Annotated in this window: 12 protein-coding genes; 4 read left to right on the plus strand and 8 right to left on the minus strand. The window is 71.7% G+C overall.

Going from position 1 to position 14,147, the window contains the following annotated elements:
- Window positions 1-29 precede the first annotated feature (29 nt).
- Window positions 30-1,451: a lipase maturation factor family protein gene (locus tag ACZ5DS_RS37440; RefSeq protein WP_468247651.1), complete on the minus strand. Its 1,422-nt coding sequence runs from the start codon at window positions 1,449-1,451 to the stop codon at window positions 30-32.
- 165 nt (window positions 1,452-1,616) lie between these two features.
- Between ACZ5DS_RS37440 and ACZ5DS_RS37445 the strand changes: the two genes are divergently transcribed.
- From ACZ5DS_RS37445 to ACZ5DS_RS37455, 3 genes are read left to right on the plus strand one after another with little or no spacing between them, the layout of a single operon-like run.
- Complete coding sequence (locus ACZ5DS_RS37445; RefSeq protein WP_468247653.1) at window positions 1,617-3,071, plus strand: DUF6777 domain-containing protein; 1,455 nt, start codon at window positions 1,617-1,619, stop codon at window positions 3,069-3,071.
- 58 nt (window positions 3,072-3,129) lie between these two features.
- Window positions 3,130-5,244, plus strand: a complete 2,115-nt coding sequence (locus tag ACZ5DS_RS37450; RefSeq protein ID WP_468247656.1) for a SpoIIE family protein phosphatase — start codon at window positions 3,130-3,132, stop codon at window positions 5,242-5,244.
- A 43-nt stretch (window positions 5,245-5,287) separates the two neighbouring features.
- The gene (locus ACZ5DS_RS37455; protein WP_468247657.1) at window positions 5,288-6,151 is read left to right on the plus strand and encodes an Fpg/Nei family DNA glycosylase; all 864 of its coding nucleotides are present in this window, start codon (window positions 5,288-5,290) and stop codon (window positions 6,149-6,151) included.
- A gap of 12 nt (window positions 6,152-6,163) precedes the next feature.
- Here ACZ5DS_RS37455 and ACZ5DS_RS37460 read toward each other — a convergent pair whose 3' ends face one another.
- The 5 genes from ACZ5DS_RS37460 to ACZ5DS_RS37480 all read right to left on the minus strand — a co-directional run bounded on the left by ACZ5DS_RS37460 (window position 6,164) and on the right by ACZ5DS_RS37480 (window position 10,401).
- Entirely contained in the window at window positions 6,164-7,858 is a 1,695-nt protein-coding gene (locus tag ACZ5DS_RS37460) for a caspase family protein (protein ID WP_468247658.1), read from the minus strand.
- A 2-nt stretch (window positions 7,859-7,860) separates the two neighbouring features.
- Window positions 7,861-8,250 (minus strand): hypothetical protein, encoded by a 390-nt coding sequence (locus ACZ5DS_RS37465; RefSeq protein ID WP_468247661.1) that lies wholly within the window; start codon window positions 8,248-8,250, stop codon window positions 7,861-7,863.
- Window positions 8,251-8,394: 144 nt separating this feature from the next.
- Complete coding sequence (locus ACZ5DS_RS37470) at window positions 8,395-9,048, minus strand: zf-HC2 domain-containing protein (RefSeq protein WP_468247662.1); 654 nt, start codon at window positions 9,046-9,048, stop codon at window positions 8,395-8,397.
- Window positions 9,049-9,199: 151 nt separating this feature from the next.
- A complete protein-coding gene (locus ACZ5DS_RS37475; protein WP_468247665.1) occupies window positions 9,200-9,709 on the minus strand; it encodes a hypothetical protein in 510 nt (169 codons plus the stop codon).
- A 143-nt stretch (window positions 9,710-9,852) separates the two neighbouring features.
- Window positions 9,853-10,401, minus strand: coding sequence for a sigma-70 family RNA polymerase sigma factor (locus ACZ5DS_RS37480; RefSeq protein ID WP_468247667.1), 549 nt, complete (start codon window positions 10,399-10,401; stop codon window positions 9,853-9,855).
- A gap of 254 nt (window positions 10,402-10,655) precedes the next feature.
- Between ACZ5DS_RS37480 and ACZ5DS_RS37485 the strand changes: the two genes are divergently transcribed.
- Window positions 10,656-11,813: a CapA family protein gene (locus ACZ5DS_RS37485; RefSeq protein ID WP_468247670.1), complete on the plus strand. Its 1,158-nt coding sequence runs from the start codon at window positions 10,656-10,658 to the stop codon at window positions 11,811-11,813.
- Here ACZ5DS_RS37485 and ACZ5DS_RS37490 read toward each other — a convergent pair whose 3' ends face one another.
- Together ACZ5DS_RS37490 and ACZ5DS_RS37495 are read right to left on the minus strand one after the other, a co-directional pair.
- Window positions 11,814-13,238, minus strand: coding sequence for an APC family permease (locus ACZ5DS_RS37490; protein WP_468247672.1), 1,425 nt, complete (start codon window positions 13,236-13,238; stop codon window positions 11,814-11,816). It lies immediately after the preceding gene.
- Window positions 13,239-13,609: 371 nt separating this feature from the next.
- The gene (locus ACZ5DS_RS37495) at window positions 13,610-14,080 is read right to left on the minus strand and encodes a universal stress protein (protein WP_468247674.1); all 471 of its coding nucleotides are present in this window, start codon (window positions 14,078-14,080) and stop codon (window positions 13,610-13,612) included.
- Between the last annotated feature and the right edge of the window lie 67 nt (window positions 14,081-14,147).

The following is a 14,147-nucleotide window of genomic DNA, read 5'->3' on the forward strand; positions in this document are numbered from 1 at the left end:
GAGGGCCGCTCGAACGCGACACCGGCCGGTCACGATCGCTCGGCCACCACCGCCAGCCGTGTGGGCGGCAGGTACTCCCGCACGTACACCCGCTCCCAGCACGCCCCCGTCTCCCGCAGCTCCCGCCAGGTGGTGTAGCGGTAGCGGAAGAGGCGGGCGCGGATGTAGCGGGGCGGGGTGTCCGGTGGGAAGGGGGAGCGGCGCAGCAGCTTCAAGGTGTCGCGGTCGTTCTCCAGCAGCCGCTCCATCAGGCCTCCGAACCACTCGCCGGCGTAGGCGGGGGACAGTGCGGCGAACCACATCAGCCAGTCCAGGCGCAGGTGGTAGGGCGCGAACTGGCGCGGCCAGTGCCGGGGATCGCCGGGTTTGCCCTTGAACTCGTACTCCCGCCAGTCCGCGTCCGCCCGCGGCATGTCGTCCAGCGTGCCCTCGACCACCACCTCGTAGCGGGTCCGGCTGACGGTGCCGAACGCGCCGTAGGTGTTCACCAGGTGCAGCGGGTCGAAGGAGCGGTTCATGATCTGGCGCCGGGAGATCATGTTCCGCACCGGGTGGTAACTCAGGGAGACCAGCAGCGCGGCGACCGCGAGCACCAGGACCTCGTACCAGAGCGGCGCCGCGGGCACGGACGGTGCCGTGGCGGGCACCCGGAGCACGGACAGGGCCAGCACGATGGTGATCCAGTTCAGCCAGGAGAAGTTGCCGCTCAGCACCAGCCACAGCTGGGTGACGATCATCAGCGCGGCGGCGGCCGTGGCGATCGGGTGCGGGGTGAACAGCAGGACGGGCACGACCAGTTGGGTGAAGTGGTTCGCCGCGACCTCCACCCGGTGCAGCGGCTTCGGCAGATGGTGGAAGAACCAGCTCAGCGGGCCCGGCATCGGCTGGGTCTCGTGGTGGTAGTACAGGCACGTCAGCTTCCGCCAGCACGCGTCCCCGCGGATCTTGATCAGGCCGGCGCCGAACTCGACCCGGAACAGGATCCAGCGCAGCAGGAACAGCACCACGACGGGCGGTGCGACCCGCTCGTTTCCCACGAAGGCGGCCAGGAAGCCGACCTCGAGCAGCAGGGACTCCCAGCCGAAGGCGTACCAGGTCTGGCCCACGTTGACGATCGACAGATACAGCGCCCACGGCACCAGCCACAGCAGGATGCCGGCCCACAGCGGCAGCAGCGAGTCCGCTCCGGCGAGCAGGGCCGCCGACACCGCGCAGCCCGCCCAGGCGCAGGCGGCGAAGAAGCGGTCCGAGTAGTGCAGATGGAACAGGCTGGGAGTCCGTTTGAACGGCGCCCGGGCGGTGAAGTGGGGGATGGGCAGTATCCCGCGCTCGCCCAGCAGCGCCCGGAACTGCAGCGCGGCCGTCAGGAACGCGACGAGGTACACGGCGGCCAGAGCCCGCTGGAAGACCAGCCGGCTCAGCCAGTACTCGGGTGCGGTGAACCAGTCCACGGCTGTGCGCTCCTGCCTCCATTGTGGCCGCCGTGTCGATGGTGCCCCCTCGGCGCCGGAAAGCCCTGTCACTGAGCGTATTGCCCGGTTCCGTTTGCGTGATCCCGGCGAACGAAGCAGACAATAGCGAATGAATCGTGCGCCGAGATGATGCGGGAGAACGCGGTGCGAAGACCCCGACGGATACCCGCCGGTGCCATCGTCATGGCCTGCGCGCTCTGTGCGGCGTTCCTCGTCGCCGCCTGCGTCGGCAACACGGTGCGGGAGGTCCGTCCCCAACCCCACGTCGTCCTGCTGCCCATGGCGGCCCCGGGCCCCGCCCCGTTCACCGACTCCACGGCCACCACGGCGCCCGCCACCCGGGCAACGCCGTCGGGACAGCCCGTCGCCCGGGCCCCCGCGCCGCCGACGTCGCTGCGCACCCTCTCCGGCGCGACCCCCGGTCTGTACGGCGGCACCGTGCACGTCTCCGTCTGCGACGTCGAGCGGCAGATCGGCCGCCTGGCCGCCGACCCGGACAGGGAGGACGCCTTCGCCCGGGCGGCGGGCATCACCAGCGCGTCGCTCCCCGGCTATCTGCGCGGCCTGACCCCGGTCGTGCTCCGCGTCGACACCAGCGTCACGAGCCACGCCTACCAGGGTCGGCAGTCGGCCCGCTTCCAGTCCGTCCTCCAGGCCGGCACCGCCGTCCTCGTCGACAACCGGGGCGTGCCCCGCGTCCGCTGCGTCTGCGGCAACCCGCTCTCGCCGCCCGAGCCGCTCCCCGGTTCGCTCGGCACCCGCGGCACCCCATGGTCCGGATACCAGCCCGCCGAGGTGATCACGGTGACCCCGGCGCCCCGGGCCGTCACCGGCATCACGATCGTCGACGCGGCCTCTCAGACCTGGATCGAACGCCGTGTCGGTGGCGACGTCCGGCGCGACCGTGTCGTACCGGCACCCGTGTGGGCGACCCCGTCCCCCAGCGGTACCACGCCTCCGTCCTCCGCCGGCAGCGCGCCGCCGTCCTCCGCCGGTGCCGCGCCTCCGCTTTCCGTCGGTACCGCGACCTCGTCTCCCGCCGGAACCGTGCCTGCGCCCGCCGTCGGTACTGCGCCTCCGCTCGGCGTCGGAACCGCGACCTTGCCTCCCGCCAGTGCTGCACCGCCACCCCCCTTCGGCACCGTGCCTCCATTCCCGGCCGGCACCCCGCCCCCGCCCCCCATCGGCACCGTTCCCCCGCCCGCCACGGAACCCGCGCCCACCGGGCGGCTCAGCCCGGACGGTGCCCTGCCGGGCAGCTCCCCGGCAGGGCGCAGCCCGGTGCCGAGCGGGGACGACCCGGCCGCCGCCGGCCGGACCGGCACGGGCTGTGCGGCCCCGTCGGCGGGCGGCCTCGCCGGCTGCCTGCCGCGGCAGGCCCTCGTCGCCGATTCGCAGACACCTCCGGAATGGTCCCTCGTCACCGATCCGCAGACGCTGCCGGACATCGCCGACGGGATCGGCCCGCCCACCGTCCCGGAGATCCCCGACCTGCCCGGCGGCGGCGGTCTGACCCCCGACGACCAACCGGACCTCATCGACGACCCGCCCGATGGCGCCACCATGGTCGACAGCCCCGTCGACGCCCTGGGAGGCTGACCTGGAGCCGCCCTTCGCCCCACTCGAAGAATCGGACAAATCCTGGCAAGGTGGCCCCATGGCTGATCGGGGAGCGAGTGCCCTGTCACTCCCGCAGGACTGGCCCGCCCACCCGGATCCGATCCTCGCGCTCAACCGCATGGGCAGCTTCGACTGGGACCTGGACACCGGTCTGTTCACCATGGACGCCCAGGCGCACGAGATCTTCGACCTGCGCCCCGACGAGTACGACGGCCGCCCCGAGAGCCTGTCCCTGCGCGTGCCCCCTGCGGAGGGCCACCGCCTCGACCTCCTGGTGAGCCAGGCCATCAAGGACGGCCGGGAGAACTACGGCGCGTACTTCCGCGTCCGCCGCCGCGACGGCACCCTGCGCTGGACCCACACCCAGGGCTCCATACGACGCGACGAGACGGGCCGTCCCCGCCGGATCATCGGGATCGTCCGGGACGCCACCGAGGAACTCGGCGAACGCGCGGAGCGCCGGGATGCGGCCGCCCAGGACGCCGCCCGGCGCGAGCAGACCAACGTCGTCCAGATCGCCACGGCCGCTCTCGCCCACGCCCGCACCGTCCAGGACGTCATCGACGTCGTCACCGACACCCACGGCCTGACCCTCCTCGGCTCCACCAGCCTGGTCCTGGGCCTGCTCGAGGCCGGCCGCATCCGGCTGGTCGCCGAGGGCCCCGCAGGCAGCTTCGTACCCGGCACCCGCATCACCCGGATCGACGAGCCCTACCCGATGAGCGAGGCCGTGCGCACCCTCAGCCCCTGCTACATCGAGTCCCCGGAGGACTTCGCCGAGCGCTTTCCCATCCTGTGGCCGCACATCACGGACCTGCACATCACCTCCGCCGCCTATCTGCCGCTGATCGCCCAGGCCCGCCCGATCGGCGCCATGGGCCTGCTCTACAACGACCGGCGCGGCTTCACGCCGGAGGAGCGCAACGTGCTCGTCGCCCTCGGCAGCAGCATCGCGCAGAGCCTGCAGCGGGCCATGCTCTACGAGCAGGAGAAGGACCTCGCCCAGGGCCTCCAGCAGGCGATGCTGCCCCGCACCATCCCGAGCGTCCGCGGCGCCGACGTCGCCGTCCGCTACCGCGCCGCCACCGCCGGGGGCGCCCTCGGCCGGGACATCGGCGGCGACTGGTACGACCTGATCCCGCTGCCCGGCGGCCGGGTCGGCGCGGTCATCGGCGACGTACAGGGCCACGACACGCACGCGGCGGCCGTGATGGGCCAGCTGCGCATCGTGCTGCGCGCCTACGCCGCCGAGGGACACACCCCGGCCACCGTGATGGCCCGCGCCTCCGTGTTCCTGCGCGAACTCGACACCGACCGCTTCGCCACCTGCCTGTACGCGGAGGCCGACCTGTCCACCGGCGTCGTCCAGGTGGTCCGGGCCGGACACATCGACCCGCTGATCCGGCACGCCGACGGCACCTGCGTCCGGGTCCCGGTCGAGGGCGGGCTGCCACTCGGCCTCTCCGCCGAGTTCGCCCGGCTGGAGTACCCCGTCGCCACCCTCGAACTCGACCCCGGCCACACCCTGCTGCTGTGCACCGACGGCCTGGTCGAACAGCCCGGCACCGACCTCGACGACGGAATGCGGTCCCTGGCCACCCTGATCGCCGAGGGCCCGGACGAGGTGTGCGACCTCGCCGATCAGCTGATCGAGGTGGCCGAGGCGCGCGGCGGCGACGACGATGTGGCGCTGCTCCTGCTGCGCCGCCGCGCCCCGGAGGCCCAACGGTCCGGCGGCCGGCTCCAGCAGCACGTGGCCCCCGGCGACCCCGAGGCCCTCACCCAGTCCCGGCACATGATCCGCGCCGCGGTCCGCTCCTGGGGCGCCCGGGACCGGGCCGACGACATCGAGCTGGTCGCGGACGAGCTCATCACCAACGCCCTGATCCACACCGAGGGCGCCGCGATCGTCACCCTGCGGGTCCTCGAGGGCAGCGGCAGCAGGCTGCGGGTCGAGGTCGAGGACTCCTCCAGCGCCCTGCCGCGCCGCCGCGACGCCGGGGTGGACGGCGTCTCCGGGCGCGGACTGCTCCTGGTCGACCGGCTCGCCGACGTGTGGGGAGTGGAGGCGCGCGGCGGCGGAAAGGCCGTGTGGTGCGAGTTCCGGATGCCAGAAGAGGCACGGGCCCAAGAGGCACGGGCCCGGACCTGAACCGCTGCCGGGCGATGTCAGCCCCGGATGGCACTCTGGACATATGCCGGAACTCCCCGAGGTGGAAGCCCTCAAGGACTTCCTGACCGAGAACCTGGTCGGCCACGAGGTCGTGCGGGTGCTGCCCGTCGCCATCAGCGTCCTGAAGACGTACGACCCTCCGGTCGGCGCGTTCGAGGGCAGCGAGGTCACCGCCGTGCACCGGTACGGCAAGTTCCTCGACATCGTGGGGAACAGCGGCCTGCACCTCGTCACCCACCTGGCCCGCGCGGGCTGGCTGCAGTGGAAGGACCGGCTCCCGGACGGCCCGCCGCGCCCCGGAAAGGGCCCCCTCGCCCTGCGCGCGGCCCTGGAGACCGGCGCGGGCTTCGACCTCACCGAGGCCGGCACCCAGAAGAAGCTCGCCGTCTACATCGTCCACGACCCGCAGGACGTGCCCGGCGTGGCCCGCCTCGGCCCCGACCCGCTCGCAGCGGACTTCGACGCGGACCGCCTCGCCGCCCTGCTGCAGGACGAGCGGCGCCAGATCAAGGGCGCCCTGCGCGACCAGAGCCTGATCGCCGGCGTCGGCAACGCCTACAGCGACGAGATCCTGCACGCCGCGAAGATGTCCCCGTTCAAACTCGCCGCGTCCCTGACCGCCGAGGAGACCGAGCGGCTCTACGCGGCGCTGCGCACCACCCTCACCGAGGCGGTCGAGCGCTCCCGGGGGCTTGCCGCGGGACGCCTGAAGGCGGAGAAGAAGAGCGGTCTGCGCGTCCACGGCCGCACCGGCGAGCCCTGCCCGGTCTGTGGCGACACCATCCGCGAGGTCTCCTTCAGCGACTCCTCGCTCCAGTACTGCCCCACCTGCCAGACGGGCGGCAAGCCGCTGGCCGATCGCCGGATGTCGCGCCTGCTGAAATAGCCGGGCCCGCGCTCACCACTGGTTGCTCACGATGGGGTAGGCGATGCTCATGAGCGCGGCCAGGACGACGACCGGGACCGCGCAGACCTTCGCCGTTGCGAGGAGGCCGCGCGTGGCGCTCTTCACCCCTTGCGTGTAGCGCCTGCGGCGCGCGCTCAGATCGTGCCGGGCCAGGGCGCACAGGACGAGCGCGGCGACTGAGGTGATCAGGGAGACGACGAGGGGCGGGAGCAGTCCGAAGGCGTGGGCGTAGTCCTCGAAGTTGCCCAGCGTCCCGGCCAGACGCCGGCCGTTCACGGCCTGCGCTGCCGCCACGACGGCCAGGACCACCGTGATCACCGAGGTGACGGCGAGCCCCAGGGCTGCTGTCGCCAGGGCGGGCGCACGCACGGGGCTGGCCTCCGGTGTTCTGACCGTCCCCTTGCGGCCGTCGTCCGCGAACGTCCGGTCCCGGCCCGGCGGCACCACCTCGGCCTCGACGTGCACCACGGCTTCGCCGGCGACCCCCTTCAGCCTGATGTCGCCCGTCAGACGCCCTTCGGCGGACGTGTCGACACCGACGGCCAGACCGTCCGCCGACTTCTCGACCCGTAGCCACCTGCCCGTGGCCTGGGCCTCGAAGTGGCGGGCCAAGGGGATGCCGTGCAGGGTCACGTACTGCTGTGGCACCAAGGCGCCCCGGGGCACCCGGCCGAAGTCCAGGCGGGTCGGGGAGGGCTTGAGGCGGGCGTCGTGCACGGCGCCGAGCGCCTCCTCCGCGACCTGCCCGGTGTCGTCGCGGACCACGGTCTCCAAGGCCTGGCGCGCTCCTTCGGCGACGGAGAGCTTCTCGCTGTGCATGCGGGCGTGCAGGTCCCGGACGGCGCCACGGCGGGCGAATTCGTCGCTGCTGTGCAGAGCGCCGATCACCCGGTCCGGGGGCCTGATCGGGATGATGCGGTGGTGCGGGCTGTGGGCCAGCTGCATCCGTCCCTGCATCTGGACGGTCTTGCTCGGGGTCTGGTGCGGGTTCCGGTCGAGCACCTTCCCGTGGACGTAGTCGTACAGGTCGTCGAGGGAGACCTCACCGTCGTGGTCGAGGTCGGCGTCACCGGTCTCCAGGCCCTCCACCACCGCATGGGTGAACACCGAAGGTCCCGCGCCGCTGCCCTCGGTGAGTTCGTCGCCCTCGAAGGCGTACTCCATCGAGTTCGATGCCGTGATGACGGCCCAGCCACGCCCCCCGCTCGGCTTCTCGCCCGCGAAGTGCTCGAGGACGTTCATGTCCCGTGAAGCCTTCACGGACGCCCCACGGGAGAAGGCGCCTCCGTAGCAGCAGTCGAGGAACAGCGCGGTGCAGCCCGCCCGCGTGCGGAGCATGCACCGGCGGACGAATTCGGCCGAGACTCCCGTGGCCTCGAGCAAGCGGTGCTCGGTGTCCCTGGCGGCGAAGTACAGTTCGCCCGATTCGTTCTTGATCCCGTGGCAGGAGAAGTGCAGCACCAGCATGTCGTCACGGCGGCGGTCCTTGAAGAAGCCCTCGATGTGCCTCAGCATGTCCTGCGCCGACCCGTTCCGCAGGACATCCACCTCGAAGTCGCCGATCTGCGGATGGTGCAGGACTCTGGAGAGGGCGTCGGCATCGTGCCCGGGCGCTCTCAGCTTCTTCAGGCCCTGATCCTCGTACGTGTCGTTGGCGATGATCAGCGCATGCCGGAACTCGCCCATGTCTAGATCCCCGCGGCGGAGTGCTTCGCGACGAAGATGCCTATCGCCTGGGACACCTGCTCGTCCGTCGCCGACGAGATCTCCAGGGTGTCCCCGCCCATCGTCAGGGTCAGCGACGGACAGCGGTCACCGAAGTGGCCCAGCCAGTCACGCAACGCGTTCACCACTTGCCCCAGCCCCGTGAGGGACTTGCTCAGGTCCACCAGCAGGGAGCCGACCAGCGCGACGTCCACGCCGCGCGCGCCGGGTGGCGTCGCTCCCGCGGGGACCGCCCGGACGTCGTCCACCGCGCGGAGTGTGAGCAACTCGTCACGCAGATAGCCGGTCAACTGCTCCACGCGCTCGGCTTCCGCTCCCTCTTCGGAGAGGCGGATCAGCACTTGGTCTTCCACCGGATCAGCCCCTTCGATCGTGCTCTGAGGGGCGGCACGGAGCGTTCCGTCGACGGCTCCGCGTCTTCGTCTACAGTCTCAGCCCACGGCTGCGGGGTGGCAAATCCGTTGCCGGGCAAGGTGATTGTCGCTTCAACGAGATAGTCAGCCGGCGTCGAGCGACACCAGCCGCTGTCCGTCCGCGGTGCGCACCTCGTAGCGGTCGATCTGGTCCGGGTGCATCGTGGAGCTCGCCATGGTCGTGGTCATGCCGGTGTCGTGGGCGCCCACGGTCCAGCCGGAGACGATCTGCTCCGAGCCGTCGTGGCCGACGACGACGAGCCGGCAGGTGTGGGGCCCGGAGCCGTCCTTCACCTCCAGGCGCATCACGCTGCCGTTGTCCCCGTCCTCGGCGGTGACCTGCGCCCACACCCCGGTGCCGGGGTCGGTCGCCGCGGTGACCTGGGCGGACGGCCTGTCGTGCGTGGCGTACACCATGATCCCCGGTCCGGCCACGGCCAGCACCACCGAGGCGGCCAGACCGTACAGGAAGCGGCGGCGCCGTGCCCGGTGCCGGTGGGAGAGTTCGCCCAGGAGCCGGTCCAGCAAGCGGGGACCGGGCTGGGCCATGGGGTGCACGAAGCGCGGCGTGGCCCGCCGGTACAGCATCAACTGCCGTGCCGCGGGGCCGAATTCGGTCACCTGTGCCGCGCACTGAGGGCACTCCATGAGGTGGTCCTCGAAGCGGAAGGCCTCCGCCTCGTCCAGCACGCCGAGCGCGTACGCGCCGACGTCGCGATGCCTTTCCAGGGACCTCATGCCGAATCCTCGTGCCTATGGGTGTGGGTGGGATTACTCCTTGCTCCCACCCGTACGCAGCGGACCACCGAATCACTCAAGGCGCGCACCGAATCGTGACCAAGAGATTCGGAGCCGCGCGGCCCGCGGATTGGTCGGATTTCCGGTCGGCTCAAAAAAGATGGATGGCCAGATGCCCGAGGGGCAGCCCGAGCCGCCAGGCCGGGGTCCACACCTTCGGCCCGTCGTCCTCGCCGTACACCGCACCGCCGCCCGGCACCGCGTCCAGGTCGGGGGCGAGCAGCTCGGTCTCCTCCAGCCAGCGCCAGGCCTCGGCCGCCAGGGCCAGGTCGGGCGAGGGCGTGCCGGACTCGGCCTCCTCGCGGGCCAGCTCGGCCATCCGTGCGCGCACCCACTCCTGCCACGGCTGGTCGTACGCCGTCAGCGACAGCCAGGTCTCCAGCTGCGAGACCACCCGGATGCCGGACAGCTCGCCGTCGGTGTCGGAGAGGAAGACGGTCAGCGCCAGCGCGTCCCGGCCGGCCCGGAACTCGAAGGACGTCGGCGGCATGAGATCGCCGGTGCGCAGCAGCTCGTCGGCGATGTACTCGGCGTACAACCAGGCCATGGGGACGGCGAGTTCACCGCTGCCGTCCGTGCTCTCGTGACCTCTGTGCAGCATCCCTTCCTGCCTTCCTCCGGTGCGTGCGTGTCGCCCGCATTCCCCGGACCGGGCCCCCGTCCGGAACACGGATGAGGACAGCTGATTGCCCGAACGGGGGTCACAGCAAGGCGCTTTACCGAGGTTTGACCCAGCCTTCGGTTTCACCGCAGGTCGGCCGCGTAACCCGGAAGGACCCGGCGCAGGGCGCGCAGCGCGTAGTACGCGCGGGACTTCACGGTACCGGGTGGAATCCCCAGGGTTTGCGCCGCCTCCGCCACACTCGCCCCGCGGAAATACACGAGTACCAGGACGTCACGGTGTTCCGGCGTGAGTGTCTTCACAGCCTCCCGGACATCGAGCATCGCGGCGGCCCGCTCGGCGTGGTCGGCGGTCACCCGCGCGTTCTCGGGCACCTCGTCGCCGACCTCCGGCGGCCGCGCCTGGCGGGCCCGCCGCGCGTCGATCGCGAGCCGCCGGGCGACGGTCAGCAGCCAGGGGCGCACGGAGTCGAAGTCGTCCGCGTGCAGGGCCTCGGGGTGCTGCCAGGCGCGCACCAGGGTCTCCTGCACCAGGTCCTCGGCGCGCTGCCGGTCCCCGTCGCTCAGCCGCAGCAGCAGCGCGAAGAGGGTGCCGCCGTGTGCGCGCTGGAGTTCGGCCAGCTCGTGCTCGGCGGTCGTCGTCCCGGGGGGAAATGAGGTTCCGGCCGTCATGGCCGTATGCCAGCGCAGGGCGCCGCCGGGCGACAGGGGGCGCACACGGCCCTGCGACGGACGGTCCGATCGCGTCGGCGAACGGTCGCACGAGCGGTTCGCGACCGCGCTGGGAGGTACCGAATGGGCTAATTCGGGCGCCCGGATTGTTTGCGCGAAGAGCCGGATTCATACCCATATGCCCGTAACAACTTTGTCTGTAAATACGACGTCCGCCTCTAGCACGTCTGAAGAAACGATCCTGGGGTGAGCAGATGATCGCACGCAGGCATCAGGTGGCGCTGGCACTGACCGCCCTCCTCGCCGCCGGGGCCGCCTGCCAGAACCACCAGTGGCAGTGGCAGAAGGCCGTCGCCCCTGGCCACCCGGCGCCGGCCGTCGCCCGCGACTTCACCCTCGTCGCCACCGGCGACGTGCTGCCGCACACCTCCGTCGTCGAGCGGGCGGGCTTCGACGCCGGCGGCAACGGCTACGACTTCCGCCCGATGCTCTCCGACGTCGAACCCGCCGTCCGCCGCGCGGATCTGGCGCTGTGCCACCTGGACACCGTCTACGGCGCCGACGGCCACTACACCGACTCTCCGGTCTTCAAGTCCCCGCCGCAGATCGCCCTGGGCCTCGCCGCGACCGGCTACGACGGCTGCTCCACCGCCGCAGACCACGCCCTGGACGACGGCGCGGCCGGCATCCGGCGCACCCTGGACGCCATGGACCGGGCCGGCCTCCGGCACGCCGGAACCGCCCGCACCGAGGCCGAGGCCCGCTCGGTCACGATGTTCCAGGCGGGCCCGGCCAGGGTCGCGCACCTGGCGTACACCTACGGCACCAAGGGCCTGCCGCTGCCGGCCGGTCAGCCCTGGGCGGTCAACCCGATCGACGCGAACCGGATGATCTCCGACGCCCGCGCCGCCCGGCTGGCCGGCGCCGACGTGGTCGTCGTCTCCGTGCACTGGGGCACCGAGTGGCAGGACGCCCCCGACCAGTTCCAGCTCGGCCTCGCCAGGCGCCTCACCGCCTCGCAGACCAACGGCCGCCCCGACATCGACCTGATCCTCGGCAGCCACGCCCATGTCCCGCAGGCGTACGAGAAGGTCAACGGCACCTGGGTGATCTACGGCCTGGGCGACCAGATCGCCGGCGCGATGTACAACGACAAGGGCGTGCAGGACTCGCGTGGCAACGAGTCCACGATCGGCCGCTTCACCTTCGCCCGGCCCGCCCGGCCCGGCGACCGCTGGCGGGTCACCAAGGCCGAGTTCGTCCCGCAGATGTACGACCTCGACGCAGGCCGGGTCCTGGACCTCAACAAGGCGATCGCCGACGGCGCCGAGCTGGAAGGGGTGCGCGACCGCATCAGGGACGTCGTCCTCAGCCGCGGGGCCGCCGCCGACGGGCTGGTCATGGCGGAGTGATCACGCGGCGGGAGTCTGTTCGGCCAGCGCCGAACGGCGGTAGGAGTAGCCGAAGTAGATCACGCAGCCGATCACGAACCACACGGCGAACCGCACCCAGGTCTGCCATTGCAGGAACGTGATCAGCCAGATCGAGAAGACCACACCCACCGCGGGCACGAACGGCAGCCACGGGGTGCGGAAGGAGCGCGGCAGGTCCGGCTGCCGGTAGCGCAGCACGATCACCGCCGTGCACACCACGACGAACGCCAGCAGGATGCCGATGTTGGTCAGCTCGGCCGCCTCGCCGATCGGCAGGAACCCGGCGATGAGGGCCGAGGCCACCCCGACGATCCACGTCACACGGGTCGGCACGTGCCGGGTCGGGTGCGTCTTGGCGAACCACGGGGGCAGCAGCCCGTCCCGGGACATCGAGAACCACACCCGGGTCACGCCCAGCATGAACGTGAACATCACCGTGAGGATGCCGATGATGGCGCCCACCGCGATCAGGTCCGCGAGCTTGTTCAGCCCCACCGACTTGAACGCCGAGGAGAAGCCGCTCTCCGGGTCGATCTCCGTGTAGTGCTGCATGCCGGTCAGCACCAGGCAGGCCGCCACGTACAACACCATCGAGATCGCCAGCGAGTAGATGATCGCCTTCGGCATGTGCCGCTGCGCGTCCTTGGACTCCTCGGCCGCGGTCGACATGGCGTCGTAACCGAACACGGCGAAGAACACGGTCGCCGCACCGGTGAACGCCCCGCTGATGCCGAACGGGAAGAACGGGTGGTAGTTCGCGCTGTTGATGTGGAACACGCCCACCCCGATCACCAGCAGCACCACCAGCACCTTCAGCACGACCACGAGCGTCTCGAAGCGCGCCGCGCTGCGGATGCCCAGGTTGAGCAGCCAGGCGATCAGCAGGCACAGCACGGCCGCGAACAGGTCCACCTTGTGCCCGTGCCCGGTGCTGGGCGCGCCCAGCATCCAGGCGGGCACGTTCGCGCCCATCTCCTCGACCAGGAAGCCGAAGTAGCCGGAGATGCCGATGGCGACCACGGCGACGATCGCCGTGTACTCCAGCAGCAGGTCCCAGCCGATGAACCAGCCCGCGAACTCGCCGAGCACCGCGTAGCCGTACGTGTACGCCGAGCCCGCCTTCGGGATCAGCCCGGCGAACTCGGCGTACGACAGCGCCGCACAGGCACTCGCCACACCGGCGATGAGGAACGACACCAGCACCGCGGGCCCGGCCGTCTGGTTGGCCACGGCCCCGGCCAGCGCGAAGATGCCCGCGCCGATGATGCCGCCCACGCCGATCGCGGTGAGCTGCCACAGCCCGAGCGACTTGTCCAGCCGAGGGCCCTCGCTGATTTCGGTGTCCTCGATGTGCTCGATGGGTTTGCGGCGGAGAATTCCTTCACCCAGACGGAGCTTGGCCATGCGCCTCACCTCTTCGCCGACGGCAAACGGCTGACGGCGGATCATGATGGCTCAGCGGAGTCACCGACGGAAGACGCCACGCACGGGTGTGCGGGGCTCGGCCCAGGGCGGTGTCCGGATCCGGGCCGCGGGCCGGGCGGGCAGCCGGTGGGTCAGGCAGGCGCACAGCGCGGCGAGGCCGGGGTGGGCGCCGGCCGCGTCCCGGACTCAGCCCTGGGCATCCGCGCGGTCGGCGGCACCGAACCGCGACCCGAGCGCACCGGCGCGGCAGGCCTGCGGCCCGCCGACCCGGGAGGGCCTGTCCGGCGGATCAGGCCGTAATGGCGGGGCAGGGGCGGTCAGGCAAGGCGGTCGTCCGGGGGTGTTCCAGGCTACGGCACGACCGTCACCGGCCAGCGCCCCGCCTTCACCAGACGCACGGCGACCGAGCCGATGATCCGGTGGCCGGCCTGTTCCGAGGCGCCCACGACCACCGCGTCCGCCATGAGTTCGTCGGCCGCCTTCACCAGGCCGTTGTAGGGGTCGCCGCGGAAGGTGTGGAACTCCCAGCGCACCTCGAACATCCCCTTGACCCGTTCGGCCGCCTCGCGGATGTAGGTGACCAGGTCCTCGGCGATCTCGTCGGTCGTCTCCGCCACCGGTGCCCCGAGCGCGGCCCCGGCCGCGAGCACCGGCTGCACGTACACCACGGCCAGCAGCGCATGCTGCCGCCGGGCCAGACCGCCCGCGTACGCGGCCGCCCGCAGCGAGGAGTCGGAGCCGTCCACCCCGACCACGATGACCTTGGGTCCGTCCGTGCCCCGCTCGAACTGGTGCGCGTGCTGTTCGTGCTGCTCCGTCACATCCCGAGGCTATCGGAACCGGCGCTTCCAGCCGAGACCCGGCCCCGCTCGACGGGCGAGCCGCGCG

Source organism: Streptomyces sp. NPDC031100, assembly GCF_055570785.1.

Coding starts and splice junctions, on each gene's coding strand:
- ACZ5DS_RS37450 (WP_468247656.1), top strand. CDS start 3,130: ATGGCTGATCGGGGAGCGAGTGCCCTGTCACTCCCGCAGGACTGGCCC.
- ACZ5DS_RS37455 (WP_468247657.1), top strand. CDS start 5,288: ATGCCGGAACTCCCCGAGGTGGAAGCCCTCAAGGACTTCCTGACCGAG.
- ACZ5DS_RS37460 (WP_468247658.1), bottom strand. CDS start 7,858: ATGGGCGAGTTCCGGCATGCGCTGATCATCGCCAACGACACGTACGAG.
- ACZ5DS_RS37470 (WP_468247662.1), bottom strand. CDS start 9,048: ATGAGGTCCCTGGAAAGGCATCGCGACGTCGGCGCGTACGCGCTCGGC.
- ACZ5DS_RS37475 (WP_468247665.1), bottom strand. CDS start 9,709: ATGCTGCACAGAGGTCACGAGAGCACGGACGGCAGCGGTGAACTCGCC.
- ACZ5DS_RS37480 (WP_468247667.1), bottom strand. CDS start 10,401: ATGACGGCCGGAACCTCATTTCCCCCCGGGACGACGACCGCCGAGCAC.
- ACZ5DS_RS37485 (WP_468247670.1), top strand. CDS start 10,656: ATGATCGCACGCAGGCATCAGGTGGCGCTGGCACTGACCGCCCTCCTC.
- ACZ5DS_RS37490 (WP_468247672.1), bottom strand. CDS start 13,238: ATGGCCAAGCTCCGTCTGGGTGAAGGAATTCTCCGCCGCAAACCCATC.